The 13255-nt window shown below is 55.0% G+C and carries 11 protein-coding genes; all 11 read right to left on the bottom strand.

Features of this window, described 5'->3' with window-relative positions:
* Window positions 1-77 precede the first annotated feature (77 nt).
* The 11 genes from NO360_RS16635 to hemB all read right to left on the bottom strand — a co-directional run bounded on the left by NO360_RS16635 (window position 78) and on the right by hemB (window position 12877).
* A complete protein-coding gene (locus tag NO360_RS16635) occupies window positions 78-2972 on the bottom strand; it encodes an FAD-binding and (Fe-S)-binding domain-containing protein (RefSeq protein ID WP_256308980.1) in 2895 nt (964 codons plus the stop codon).
* Window positions 2973-3080: 108 nt separating this feature from the next.
* A complete protein-coding gene (locus NO360_RS16630; RefSeq protein ID WP_256309019.1) occupies window positions 3081-4514 on the bottom strand; it encodes an ABC transporter substrate-binding protein in 1434 nt (477 codons plus the stop codon).
* Window positions 4515-4704: 190 nt separating this feature from the next.
* On the bottom strand, window positions 4705-5742 hold the full coding sequence (locus tag NO360_RS16625) for a zinc-dependent alcohol dehydrogenase (protein ID WP_256308979.1): 1038 nt from the start codon (window positions 5740-5742) through the stop codon (window positions 4705-4707).
* A 5-nt stretch (window positions 5743-5747) separates the two neighbouring features.
* Window positions 5748-6710 carry an NAD-dependent epimerase/dehydratase family protein gene (locus NO360_RS16620; protein WP_256308978.1) on the bottom strand — a complete coding sequence of 321 codons (963 nt, stop codon included), beginning with the start codon at window positions 6708-6710 and terminating at the stop codon, window positions 5748-5750.
* Between the two features lie 54 nt (window positions 6711-6764).
* The gene (locus tag NO360_RS16615; RefSeq protein WP_345780214.1) at window positions 6765-7763 is read right to left on the bottom strand and encodes an ornithine cyclodeaminase family protein; all 999 of its coding nucleotides are present in this window, start codon (window positions 7761-7763) and stop codon (window positions 6765-6767) included.
* 106 nt (window positions 7764-7869) lie between these two features.
* Entirely contained in the window at window positions 7870-8592 is a 723-nt protein-coding gene (locus tag NO360_RS16610) for an ABC transporter ATP-binding protein (protein WP_256308977.1), read from the bottom strand.
* Window positions 8593-8597: 5 nt separating this feature from the next.
* Window positions 8598-9302 (bottom strand): ABC transporter ATP-binding protein, encoded by a 705-nt coding sequence (locus NO360_RS16605; protein ID WP_256308976.1) that lies wholly within the window; start codon window positions 9300-9302, stop codon window positions 8598-8600.
* The gene (locus NO360_RS16600) at window positions 9289-10329 is read right to left on the bottom strand and encodes a branched-chain amino acid ABC transporter permease (RefSeq protein ID WP_256308975.1); all 1041 of its coding nucleotides are present in this window, start codon (window positions 10327-10329) and stop codon (window positions 9289-9291) included. The genes NO360_RS16605 and NO360_RS16600 overlap by 14 nt, the downstream gene beginning before the upstream one ends.
* Before the next feature lies 1 nt (window position 10330).
* Window positions 10331-11248, bottom strand: coding sequence for a branched-chain amino acid ABC transporter permease (locus NO360_RS16595; RefSeq protein ID WP_256308974.1), 918 nt, complete (start codon window positions 11246-11248; stop codon window positions 10331-10333).
* A gap of 123 nt (window positions 11249-11371) precedes the next feature.
* Window positions 11372-11788, bottom strand: coding sequence for a VOC family protein (locus tag NO360_RS16590; protein WP_256308973.1), 417 nt, complete (start codon window positions 11786-11788; stop codon window positions 11372-11374).
* A 105-nt stretch (window positions 11789-11893) separates the two neighbouring features.
* Window positions 11894-12877, bottom strand: a complete 984-nt coding sequence (gene hemB, locus NO360_RS16585) for a porphobilinogen synthase (RefSeq protein WP_256308972.1) — start codon at window positions 12875-12877, stop codon at window positions 11894-11896.
* Window positions 12878-13255 lie beyond the last annotated feature (378 nt).

Raw genomic sequence — 13255 nt, 5'->3', positions numbered from 1 at the left:
TTTTTGATTCTCGTTGCTGTACGTCTACTATACCAATTCCCAACCGTGTTACGAGGATTTCGTCTCTGAAAAACCGCTTAACGCGATGAGTTAGTAATCACCCCCTCGGACAGAAGTTGTATCGGGTGGCGCGAATTTCGACCGCTATCAGCGAGCTGCTGGGAGCATGAGGCACCCGTTACGGCGATGACATCGGGGTCGACGGCATCCAACTGATTTTCCAATTTGGCACCCATTTGCACCGAGAGGTCGTAGTGTTCGCTCTCGTAACCGAAAGACCCGGCCATACCACAACACGTGGTGTCAGTTTCTACGACGTCGTATCCAGCGAGGCTAAGGAGTGTTCGAACCGCACTTGACCACCCCTTCGCTTTTGCATGACAGTGGCCGTGATATGCGATCCGCTGATTTCTGCGCACAGAGAAAGCGTCGCTAATTTGCTGGGGCGTGAGGTCGTCGAGGATGAATTGGGACACTGTCGTAGCGATTTCTGGGACCCCTTTTGCGTCATCGAGGAGGTCATCGTATTCGACAAGTGCGGATACACTCGATGGTTCGACTCCCACAACTGGCGTGTTTTCGTCCGCATACGGCGCCAGTACATCCACATTGGTTTCAGCGAAAGCGCGGGCACGGTCAATCATACCCTGTGATAGTGAGGCCCGCCCGCTGTCAGTGACTGGAGGAACAACTACGTCGTAGCCTAGGTTTTCGAGCAGCAGAACTGCAGCTTTTCCCACGTCCGGATGATTATACGAGGTATACGAATCGGGGAAAAAGACGACTTTGCGGCCGCTCTTTGGCGTACTAGAATCACCTCGGTCGGAGTACCACGAGAGGAAAGATTCGGCAGCGAAATCGGGCAGAGACCGTCGACTGTCGATTCCCATCGTGGCTTCGATCCCGCGCTTGACGAAGGAGCGATCCTTAATCCAATTCGTCATCGGGGCAAGTGCAGTGCCGAGTCTGTTTACAAATCGGATATTCGCAAACAGCCGAGAGCGGAGTGGGATCCCGTCTGACTGGTGTTTTTGATGTTTGAGTTCTGTCTTGAGTTTCGCCATATCCACTCCTGTCGGACACTCGGTCTCGCAGCCCTTACAACTTATACAGAGATCGAGGACTTCTTCGTGGAACCAATCGCTCTCGATAGCATCTTGACCGAGCGTCCCGTCCATAGCTTCACGTAGCAAGTTTGCGCGTCCGCGCGTACTCATAACCTCATCGCGCGTCGCACGGTAGGTGGGACACATCACCCCATCTCCTGTGGACCGACACTTCGAGCAACCATTACATCGCTCAATATGCCCCCCTACTTTCTCTTCTCCGAAGTCGAGAGACGGTTCTGGGGCTGATGGCTCGTAGTCCTCGTAGCGGAATCCTTCATCTAGTTCCGCAACGGTACCTCCGGAATCGGGAACGATTATCCCCGGATTGAATACGCCCTCCGGGTCGAAAGCTTGTTTCACTCTACGGAATGCCGCGTACAGCTCCTTGCCGTACTGTTGCTTCACGTACCGACTCCGCAACCGTCCGTCACCGTGTTCACCACTGACGCTGCCACCGTGCTTGAGCACGATAGTATGAACCTCCTCGGAAACGGCTTCGAATATCTCGCGGTCTTCCACAGTTCGAAGATCAAGGAACGGCTTGATGTGGAGAACACCTTGGCCTGCGTGGCCGAAACCACTCGTCTCGAGTGCGTACTTGTCGAGCACTTCCAGTACTTCTGAGAGGTACCCCGCGAGTTCAGAAGTGGGTATCGCGGCGTCTTCGATGAACGATGGCGCTTCTTCAGGACCCGGACGCCGGTTCAGGAGCGGATTTGATGCCTTCCGAATCTTCCAGAGTGTTTCTTGTTCGTCGCTTTCTACTGCTCGCTCGACGGCAACGGTACTATCGGTTCTAGCCATATCGATGGCTACATCGAGCCGATCACTGATCGCTCTCTCCGAAGTGGATTCAACTTCGACGAGAAGTGCCGCACCGGCATCCTCAGGAATTCGCTCGAAGTTCCACGCAGAGCGAGCGTATTTGAGTACAGTGTCGTCAATGAGTTCGACAGCACTGGGGTCGGCGGTGAGCGTAGATTGAACAGCGTCGGCAGCCATAACAACATTTTCGTAATAGATCATAGCCGCGGCTCGTCTCTCTGGACGCGGTGTCAAGTCGAGCGTCACACTGGTTATGAACCCCAGCGTGCCCTCGCTTCCGACCAGCAATTTCGAGAGATCGAGCCACTGCCCGTCTGCATCACCTGCAGATTGCAGATCGTATCCACTCGAGTTTCGATCCACGTCCGGATATTGTTCCGCGATTTCGTCGGCGTGTTCCTGACAAAGGTCAGAGACCGTTTGGGTCACTTCGCCGACTCGGCCTTCAGTAGCGAGTAACTGCTCGAGAGCCTCTCCATCGACTTCTCCGAATGTCGCTATGGAGCCGTCTGCCAGGACCACTTCTACAGATTCGACGTTATCCCGGGTCGTTCCGTGGCGGACGGAGTGGGCGCCGGCAGCATCGTTAGCGACCATACCTCCGATGGTACACGTATCACTTGTACTCGGATCGGGTGGGAAGTAGAGTCCGTACTCTTGGAGAGACTCATTTAACTCATTTAGCACGACCCCTGGGTCAACAGTAACTGACTGCTCAGCGGGGTTGATTTCCTGAATGTCGGTCAGGTGCTGGGTGGTGTCTATTATCACTCCGGAACCGATGGCATTACCAGTGAGACTACTTCCAGCGCCACGGGCGGTTACTGAACGGCCCGTTTCCGATGCAAAGGCAATAGCCTCTTGCACATCTGTGACGGTCTGGGGGAAGACAACGATCTCCGGTTGCTGGCGATACACGCTGGCGTCAGTCGCGAACAAAGCACGCTCCGCATCGCCAGTTGCCACGTTTCCAGCGAGACGATCAGTAAGTGTGGTTACAGTCGTTGCGGGATCGGGAGGTGAGGTATGGGCTGCCATCGGCCTATCGAATGAATCTAAGAGGCTTAAAATAACGGGAAGGAGAACATCTACCGTCGAAATACTACGAGAAAAGGGAGACCGAGAGAAGCCAGCGACTTCTGGTGTTTACGATTCTTGTGTGTAATCCGGCCGCGGGATATTCTTGATGTCCGCGAACGAGAGCCGTCCTTCCTCGGGATAGAGCGTGTACAGGTCAGCCGTTCCGTCTTCCCGTTCTGGATGCCAGATGTCGTCTGTGTACGTATCTTTCTGCCACTGATGGCCGGTAACCTTTGTACGGCTGTTCTGGAAGGTCTCGCTGTCGAATTTCACACCCCAAGACGTCGCACTCGTACCGATTTCCCGTTCAATCCCGAGTGCAGCATCCTGCATCGCGCTGAGTGAGAAGCCGGACGGGTCGTCCAGGGCCTCCAGCGTGTCCAACAGGACGTTCATCCCGAAGTAGTTACCGAGCGAGTGCCCCGAAAGTGGGGGTTCATCGTAGGTCTCACGATACTGCGCAACGAAGTCTGCGATTCCAGGCGCGTATTCAGGGTTCGTGTTGTACTGCGTGAAGTCCTGGTTCAAGACCCCCATAGCGGCTGTCGTCCCGATGTTCTCGACGAACGCTTGCAGAGAGTAACCACCACCGTTGCCGATAGCTGCGGGGATGTAGTTGCCAAGGGACTTACTCTGATTCCACAAGAGGTAGATGTCAGAGGAGTAGCCTGTGTGGTTGAGGAGGTCAACGTCCGCACTCTTGAGAGTCTGAATCGTCGAGGAGAGGTCGCCGGTCCCCGCGTCGTATTCAATGTCCTCGACCACGTTCATACCCTCCTGTTCGGAGAGTTCTTTGACTGTCCCGCCGACTGAGTTACCGTACGCACCGCTCTCATACATCACGGCGACGTTGAGGTCACTGGGATCTTTGTCCAGAGCGGGGGCGACGACGTCCCTCGCGGTTTGAACGCCAGATCTACCAAAGAAGGAAGCCTGCGGGTTCGTCCTGAAGACGTTGCCGGGGTTCTCTTCGGTAATAACGTCAGCGACAGCTCCGAGCTCCCAGTATGGGAGATCATAGCCAGCGGCTCGCTGGCTGGCTGCCCGCGAAATCGTACTCGAGTACGAGCCGACGACTACCGGCACATCCTCGACGGTCGCGAGGTTCTCAATCGTGCTCACACCAGCGTCGGCGTTCGGAGCGTCTTTGGTGACGAGTTGTATCTCTCGCCCTTGGACACCACCATTCGAATTTCGCTCTTCAACGGCGATTTCCACGCCACGGAGACTCTCTTCGCCCAGCTGTGCCAAGTTGCCGCTGAGGGGGAAGAGTGCTCCAACTTTGATTGGATTATTTCCGCTGTTTGTGTCTCCGTTGCCTTGATTAGTCGTCTGTCCTCCGCCACTACCGTCGCTATTGCCATCTCCTCCGCCGCTATTGCTCCCACCACTGCTGCAGCCTGCGAGCCCTGTCGTCAAGGCTAGGCCAGAAGCCGTAGCTCCTTTGAGAAATCGACGCCGATTGGTCTCCGGACTACCCGATTGGTTGCTATCTACCATGTTGTTCAATAGCACTTCATTAGAGTACCTACATAAATGTTGTTATCAAATACCGATGGAGACGAAAATATTGGCCAGGGCGATTCGAAATCGCGATTCTTTGCGAAGCCGATGAGTAAACAGATCCACAAAATCAACCGAATGGGAGCCCACTGCTACGCTATTTTGAAGGTTTCAACGGGAAATGAAACTATTGCGCCAGTAGTGCTGTCTCGAGAATTGGTTTGATGATTTCTCCATCGGCGAATGCTCGGAAGGCGTCCTCGACATCGTCCGGTTCGTAAGACTGCGACATAGCATCAAGTTCGTCCGGAACGCCTTCGATAATTTCCAAGGCGCGTTCGAAGTCGGCGGGTCGTGCACCATAAGATCCGCTCACACGTTGCTCTTGGCGCACGAACTCGGGGGCTGTTACATCAAGATTTCCAGAGGGGATTCCGATAACCACTGCTTCGCCATTCGGACGGGCGGCAGCGAGTCCGTCTGCCAATGCACTCGTCGAACCGGTCGCATCTACAACGACATCGAACCCCCCATCCGCATATTCAGTTGCGGACTCGGACGCCGACGTAGTCTCGAGGTTGACGGTCCTGATCCCGAGATCTTCGAGCACCGCAAACCGAGGTCTATCCCTCGAAAGCCCACCAACGGTTACATTTGCGGCTAGAGTATCCCCGATTAGGGCACTGAATGCGCCCATCGGACCTGCGCCCAGTACCAGTACGTCGTCGCCCGTAGTTAGATTAGTTCGATTTACTGTTGCACGCGCAGCAACTGCCATCGGTTCGGCCATAGCTGCTTGTTGATCAGTAAGGCTGTCGGGGACGGGATGAAGTGAGTAAACTGGGGCAACACTGTAAGGTGCGAACCCCCCATCAAAATGGAAGCCGGTAATCTCGAGGTTCTCGCAAACGTGGGAAGCACCGTTTCGGCACGCGCTGCAGACTCCACACGAGTGGAGTGGCCGCTCAACGACTCTGTCACCCACGGCAAAGTATTCGATGTCTTCTCCGAGCTCACTGATGACGCCGACGTACTCGTGGCCCGGAACCCGAGGGGTCTCGATGAATTCGTATGCGGACTTACGATGCCAAGCGCCGACATCGCTACCGCAGACGCCAGTAGCCTTGATTTCCAGCTGGACCTCTCGTGGTCCAGGTTCTGGTATTGTGGCCGTGCTACGTTCGAGTGATCGTTCTCCGTCGTCGGCGAAGATGATTGTCTCCATCGACATTACACCGGATCGAGCCCCGCATTCTCTCTGACTACGTCGATGTAGGCTTTCACACCGCGTTCAAGGCCGTATTCTGGGTCATATCCGAGCTCTTCCTTTGCTGCGTTCATCTTCATATGGTGGTTCCATACTGCGTCCCCCTCGTCTGTGAGTGTGATATCCGCGTCTGGCAGGTACTTATGAACGACGTCCGCGACTTCGGCGAGAGTTGCCCGTTCACCACAAATGTTGTACACACTATAAGATAGCTCAGATTCAGGGGTCAACGTCGCCCCGTAGAAGGCGGCCCCAGCATCAGCAGCGTATTGCCAATCGAAGACGAAGTCACTCGGTCCTACCTCCACGGCGTTTTCACGTGCTGGCCCCTCAATGACCTGCGCATATGCCGATGCACTACCCGATTCCCGGTAAGGTCCGTAAACGAGCGTCGGCCGCAGTCCGATTAGTGAAAGGTCATAATTCTCCCGATAAATGTCTGCCTGGTGCTCGTTATACTCCTTCGCCGCTCCGTACAGTGTCGCGGGATAGACCAAGTCGTCCTCATCAACATCTGGATCGTCATACCTGTGCTGCGGCGCGTAGACAGCAGAGCTTGAGGCCCATACCACTCGTTCAATTTGGGTATCGAAGACGCGAGCTGCCTCGAAAACCGTGTTCGTCCCCTTGATGTTAATATCGATTGATTTCCGGGGATACTGATTCGAGCGGTTCGTCAGGAAGGCTGCCAAGTGGATGATGTGGGTAGCACTCGTTTCCTTGACGGCTTCAAAGACACTCGTCGTCTCGGTGATGTCTCCCTCAATGATTTCTACTTGGTCAGCAATACCGAGTTTCTCAAAAATCCGGCTGTCGGCGCTAATGTCGAATGCAACGACAGAATCACCGTTTGAGACGGCCTCGGCGGCAGTATATGCACCAATAAATCCAGTACCTCCGGTAATGAGTATCGTGCGGTCACTCATAACTACACCTCAGCCACCACGGTTATAAATTTAGATGGTAACCGCCGAGTGGTTTTAGTTGCCTATCATCGCTTCGCTAGCTGGGAAGGACCGCAGGGTGGTTCCGAGTTCCTCCGCGACCGCTTTCTCGTATAGCATACTCGCAGCACCAATCGTCTCAATGCCGGTCCCACCGCTGTCGAAGACGGTCACTTCGTCTTCAGAGGTTCGACCCGGTCGGTCACCGACTACTACCTCGCCGAGTTCGCCGTGGACGTGATCGTCGTCGATCATTCCTTCCTGACGCGCCAGGATAAACGACCCCGCATCTTGATGTATCCGCTCACGTAGGTCTGGGACGTACGTTGCTCGGGAAATCGTATCAGCATCTAGCTCGCGTTTCTCTGGATCGTACTGCCCCATCGCCGTGATATGGGTGCCGTCCTCGATGTCCTCATTGGCGATGACCGGATCAGAGGCGGTTGTCGCCGTGATGATGATGTCGGCATCTTTGACGGCGGTGGTGCTATCTGGAACGGCCTCGACTGCGGCGTCAAGTTCGTCGTCGAAATCGGCTGCAAACGATTCTCTGTTCTCTCGTGTCGGCGAAAAAACGCGGACGGTTTCGAGATCACGCACGGTTGCCGTCGTGATAAGTTGCCCCCGGGCTTGTGACCCGGTGCCGATGACAGCCAGCTCTTTCGCGTCGTCCCTGGCGAGTTCATCAACTGCGACAGCCCCGGTCGCCCCCGTTTTGAATGGATTCATACTGGCGCCGTCGATGATAGCTTGCAACTCGCCCTCATCGGCATCGAACAGCGGGGTCACGAACCATGCGTCGCTCGCTCCGAAGCCGGCAGCGTACATATAGCCACCCATATACCCTTTCTCCGGCAGGATTGCCAGATATCCCGTCATCATACCGGGTGTCTCGTCGCGAGTCAGTTTTGTACGCGGTCGGGCATCTGCCCCTGCTCCACGCTCTGCGTAGGCTTCGCGAACTGCATCGACGTATTCTGCGGGCTCTGCGAGATCGGCAACGTCCATTCCGTCGAGGTAGGTAATGTCCGACACAGTGAGAGGAACACAAACGCTACTAAAAGATATTGTGCTTCCGGAAGGAATCTGGGTGGAAAACGACGGCACCGAACCGAGACAGTCTCCTCTGCAGACCGGGGGGTTACTGACCGAAGTACGCAGACCGAACCGCGTCTGTATCGCGCAGTTCCTCCGTCGGGCCCGAGGCGACTACCTCTCCCGTCTGGACCACGTAGCCGCGGTCAGAGATGTCGAGTGCTAATTCGGCATTCTGTTCTACGAGTAGGATCGTTTGACCATCGTCCCGGAGATCCTCTACGATACCACCGATCGTCTGGACTAGCTGGGGTGCTAAGCCAAGAGATGGTTCGTCCATAAGGAGGAGATCAGGATCAGACATTAGGGCACGTCCGATGGTAAGCATCTGCTGTTGGCCCCCAGAGAGATCCTCGGCGTTGTGATCCAAGAGATCGGGTAGCTGTGGGAAGTAATCGTATACCATCTCCAAGTCCTCCTCGACAGCTGCCTCGTCACTCCGGTGGTACGCGCCAGCGTAGAGATTCTCCTCGACAGTTAGTCCAGAGAAGAGCATACGACCTTCCGGAGCCTGCGAGATCCCCAATTTAACGATTTCGTCGGGACCCTCCCCTGCGATTCCGTCGCCTTTGAATGTGATTGATCCGACCCTCGGTGAGAGGAGTCCGGAGATCGTTCTCAGCGTCGTAGTTTTCCCCGCACCGTTTCCGCCAATCATCGTGACGAGTTCACCCTCGTATACGTCGAGGGATACCCCGAAGAGGGCCTGCGTCTCGCCGTAGAATACTTCGATGTCGTCGACCGATAGTAGCGTTTCTTTATTGCTCATATTTTTCACGTCCCTAGATAGACCTCGATGACCTCGTCATCGTTCTGCACTTCCTCTGGGGTCCCTTCGGCGAGTACTTTTCCTTCGTCTAAGACGATCACTCTGTTTGAGAGACCCATCACGACCTCCATAACGTGTTCGACCATCAGGATTGTGATACCCTGATTATTGAGTTTTTCAATGACGTCGACCAACTTGCCCCGCTCGTCCGGGTTGAGACCGGCAACGGCCTCATCAAGCATAAGCAGGTCGGGATCTGTCGCAACAGCCTTCGCGATCTCAAGCCGCTTCAGTTGGCCGACGTTGAGGCTATTGGCAGTCATCGAGTAGTCACCCTGGAAATTCACTCTGTCAAGAGTGTCGTTTGCCTTCTCCATAGCGGCCTGCCGACCTTTACCTTCGCCGAGTGCCCCGACAACGACGTTCTCCGTCACAGAGAGTTGATTCAGAGGTTTTGGCACTTGGAAGGTTCTGGACACGCCCTTCTTTGAGATCTCGTGGGGTGCGACGTTAGTGATATTTTCGCCTTTGTAAGTAACCGTCCCATTGCTCGGCGTATAGAAGCCAGTGATTAGGTTGAACAGGGTCGTCTTCCCCGCTCCGTTCGGGCCGATTAACCCGGTGATTTCTCCTTCTGGGATCTCAATCGAGACATCGTCTACCGCCACGACACTTCCGAACCGCTTTGTGAGATTTTCAGTCTTCAGCATCTGATTTCACCTCTGGGAGCGTATTGTCAATCCACGCGCGAACGAACGAGAGCCGGGTTACCAGACCCTCTGGCGCGTAGATAATGACGACAATCAATACCACGCCGTAGCCGATGTACGCGAGCGACCCGAGATTTCCACCGAGAACTGTCGTTACATATTGCTGAATGGGCACCATAAACAGCGTCCCAACTATTGGACCGACGATGGTTCCCATTCCACCGATTAGTGTGATCAGTGCGTACTGAATCGACAGGTCGAGTGAGAAGGCACCCGAGGGAGACACGTACGTTCCGTAGATGGCGTACATCCCGCCAGCGAGGGCCGTCATAGCTGCACTAAGGGCGAACCCGTAGATCTTGTACCGGGTTGTGTTAACTCCGAGTGCCGCCGCCGCATCTTGGTCCTCTCGAATTGCGAGGAGGTAATACCCCAACTTCGAATACCGGACCCACGTAGAGACCAATATGCTGAGGAGGAAGATCCCGAAGAAGATGTAGAAGGCGATCACCCGGTTCCCCACTATATCGGCGAGCCAGGGGGCTGGGGTGACAGACTGCCCGATCGCACCACCGGTGAAATCGCCGAAGAATAAGACGAGATATAGCATCCCTTCGACGACTGCAATGGTTGCAAGAGCGAAGTAGTGGCCTGAGAGGGTGAAAGTCGGGTATCCCACCAGGACCGCTACGAGCACTGAGAGGACAATTCCCACCGCGAGAGCCACAAAGAAGCTCTGCCCATAGTTATTAACTAACAGCGCCACAGAGTAGGCACCGAACCCGTAGAAGACCGCGTTCCCCAGGGCGAACTGACCCCCATATCCTCCGATTATGTTCCAGGCGATTGCACCAATTCCGGTGATGAACACCAGGATTAGGATGTGGAGGATGTAGTTCGTTGCGAAAAATGGGACTGCAAGCGCAACTAAGAGCACGAGTAGGGAAAGATATCCAGTCGGTTTCCCGACGGCCTTGATGATCTTCTCGGCGATGCTTTCTGTCGATTTTCGTTGTTGTAGGCTCATTTCAGGAACTTTTGTTTGAGGACGCTAGATTAGCGATCCGGCTCAGGAGGCCTTCATCAGATCCGCCAAGGTGACCGGTTGCTCGAAGCACGAGGACGGCGATGAATATCGTGTAGTAAACCGGGGCGCTCAACGTCGGTTCGTAGAAGTAGGCCACGGCAGCATCGACAATCCCAATGAGCACACCGGCCCAGAGGACGCCGAAGACGTCACCTAATCCGCCAAGAACCACGACAACGAACGCAATCAATACGTAGTTCGCCCCGACCGTGGGCGTGGTCGAGTAAATCGATGCCATAACTGGACCCGCGACACCTACCAAAGCGATGCCGAGTCCGAAGGTTACCATATAGACGACCTCACTGCTCATACCCATAAGCTCCGCAGCTTCCTTATCTTGTGCCGTCGCGCGAATGGCAAGGCCAATTTTTGTCTTTTCCAATAACAGGTACATTCCAAGCGCAGTCAGCAGCGCGATGACGAACCCATAGACACGTACTTCTTGCACGGGGACGCCTAACAGCGACATCCCACCGTACCCTGCATCGATCCCTTTGGGATCAGTGCCGATGAAGTAGTGGGCAAAGTTTTCGAACACCCAAATGAGCCCAACAGTCGCGAAAATCTGCGCGAAGTCGGGCTCGTCAATGATCGGGTGAATGATGAGCCGCTCACTAATCACGCCGAAGACGAAGAACGCCGGTGCCACCAACAGGATGGACAAGAACGGGTCGAGTCCAAGTAATTGCCAGGCAAAGTACGAACTATACATCGCGAGCATAAGGTACGCCCCATGCGCGAAATTCACTACGTCCATCACTCCGAATATCAGTGAGAGCCCCATCGCGACGAGGGCGTAGACCCCACCGGTCAGGACCCCATACAGTATTATCTGTGACAGGATGTCTACCTGTACCATGAAGTGCAATATCTAGAACTACCTTATATATCATTCTATATTATTCCCAATAGGACCGGGGTGAACCGACTTCTTCGGTCACGGATCGTTCACCACATCTTCTGTACACGTACGAGAAAAAATCTACCCAGAGACGATCTCGACGAGGTTGTTCTCAGGGTCGCGAAGAAACACGATCGTAGTGCCGCTGGGAGTCGTGACGGGCTCACTGACGGTCTCGACGTCGCTGAGTTCCTCGTAAAACTCGTTCACGTCGTCATATGAGACCGCAATATGTATTGATCCTGGATCTGCGACACCACTCGACGGTGTCGGATTATGTGCGGGGGTGTATTCAACAAGCTCCAGAAGTATGTCCCCCATCGAGAGCCGGACGAACTCGCCTTTCGTGTCTTCGATACCGAGACCCTTCGAAAACGCTTCACCGGCGAGGGTAAACTCCTGTGTCACCTCGAAATCAAGCGTGTCCCTGTAGAACGCGACCATTGTTTCCAAGTCCTCCACGGCTATTCCAAGGTGGTGCGCAGTTGGCGACTGCATAAGCGCAACGTAGGGTGAACCACCTATGAGTGTATTGTTTTCTACGAGCAACTCCAATTCCACAAACAGACAGGACTCGGTCAACTAATACTTATGCGGCGAATATCAGTCCAGTCGCTCGGCAATCTGCTCGGCAAAGTAAGTCACAATGGCGTCCGCGCCGGCTCGTTCGATGGAGAGGAGCGACTCCATTGCCGCGGCTTCGAGGTCGAGCCAGCCCTTCTCGGCGGCGGCTTGGATCATAGCGTACTCTCCGCTGACGTTGTACGCGATGACCGGTAGAGTGGAGTGCTCCCGGACATCTCTCACGATGTCGAGGTAAGGGAGAGCTGGCTTAACTATGAGAAAGTCAGCGCCCTGTTCTACGTCTTGATCAACTTCCCGGATTGCCTCGCGGCGATTGCCAGGGTCCATCTGGTAATGCCGGCGGTCCCCGAAAGCCGGTGCACCATCAGCGGCGTCGCGAAAGGGGCCGTAGAAAGCGCTCTCGTACTTCACCGCGTAGCTTAGAATCGGGATGTCATTGAACCCAGCGTCGTCAAGACCCGCTCGGATAGCTCCGACCATCCCGTCGGTCATACTTGAAGGAGCAACAACGTCGGCACCGGCTTCGGCGTGAGAGACCGCGATGTCGGCTAAGCGATCGAGTGTCGGGTCGTTCTGGACCGTGAGCGTGGTCTGTTCAGGAGCCGATTCCTCGAGAACACCGCAGTGACCGTGGTCTGTGTACTCGCACAGGCAAACGTCGGTGATTACCGTAGCACTAGTTTCAGAAGAGATCGCTCGAGTCGCCTCTTGAACGACACCGTCTGTGGCGTCGGCCCGCGACCCCACCTCGTCTTTTTTCGCTGGCACACCGAAGAGGAGAATTGACTCGACGCCGGTATCCAGTATCTCTTCAACGCGATCGACCGTATGATCGACGGGCAGGCGTTCGTGACCAGGCATCGACTCGATCGGGACGCGCTCGTCGATTGTCGCATCCACGAAGACAGGAGCAATCAGGTCGGTGGCGGAGAGTGACGTCTCGCGTACCATCTCGCTGATTCCGTCTATTCGAAGGCGACGGGGGCGATCTACTAAGTCCATACCTCCGGGTTAAGATCCAAAGGCAAAATTCCATTGCTTGGGTCGATCGGGTAGAGCATCTTCCAGTGAGACTTCACTCGACGGGTCAAAACTGGGGGGTGGACTCCGTAGGAACTGCCCCAGCGACGGTACTGTTTAGTTACATTGAGATCAGCGAAAACGGTACGGAGAATAGTCCGGAAGCCCCCCGCGGGGGTTCTCCGGCCAGCGATCGCTCACCTGAAGGACGGTCGTTAGCAGAGGAAAACTTCTTCGTCAACTCGGCTGATGAAGAGATTACGCAACTTCGTTTCGGAGGTTCCACTGTCCACCAGCCGGTCGGCGTACACACAGTCAGATTTCTAAACTAGCCTGCTTCGCGAGGTACCAAGTCTACAA

Source organism: Halobellus litoreus, assembly GCF_024464595.1.
In the GTDB taxonomy this organism is placed as follows: domain Archaea; phylum Halobacteriota; class Halobacteria; order Halobacteriales; family Haloferacaceae; genus Haloquadratum; species Haloquadratum litoreum.
Note: the sequence above shows the minus strand (reverse complement) of the source record. Positions and strands in the feature narration are given on the sequence as shown.

Excerpts from the sequence above, each read along its gene's own strand:
- NO360_RS16620 (WP_256308978.1), bottom strand. The coding sequence starts at position 6,710 with ATGAGTGACCGCACGATACTCATTACCGGAGGTACTGGATTTATTGGT.
- NO360_RS16630 (WP_256309019.1), bottom strand. The coding sequence starts at position 4,514 with ATGGTAGATAGCAACCAATCGGGTAGTCCGGAGACCAATCGGCGTCGA.
- NO360_RS16610 (WP_256308977.1), bottom strand. The coding sequence starts at position 8,592 with ATGAGCAATAAAGAAACGCTACTATCGGTCGACGACATCGAAGTATTC.
- hemB (WP_256308972.1), bottom strand. The coding sequence starts at position 12,877 with ATGGACTTAGTAGATCGCCCCCGTCGCCTTCGAATAGACGGAATCAGC.
- NO360_RS16595 (WP_256308974.1), bottom strand. The coding sequence starts at position 11,248 with ATGGTACAGGTAGACATCCTGTCACAGATAATACTGTATGGGGTCCTG.
- NO360_RS16605 (WP_256308976.1), bottom strand. The coding sequence starts at position 9,302 with ATGCTGAAGACTGAAAATCTCACAAAGCGGTTCGGAAGTGTCGTGGCG.
- NO360_RS16600 (WP_256308975.1), bottom strand. The coding sequence starts at position 10,329 with ATGAGCCTACAACAACGAAAATCGACAGAAAGCATCGCCGAGAAGATC.
- NO360_RS16635 (WP_256308980.1), bottom strand. The coding sequence starts at position 2,972 with ATGGCAGCCCATACCTCACCTCCCGATCCCGCAACGACTGTAACCACA.
- NO360_RS16590 (WP_256308973.1), bottom strand. The coding sequence starts at position 11,788 with ATGCAGTCGCCAACTGCGCACCACCTTGGAATAGCCGTGGAGGACTTG.
- NO360_RS16625 (WP_256308979.1), bottom strand. The coding sequence starts at position 5,742 with ATGGAGACAATCATCTTCGCCGACGACGGAGAACGATCACTCGAACGT.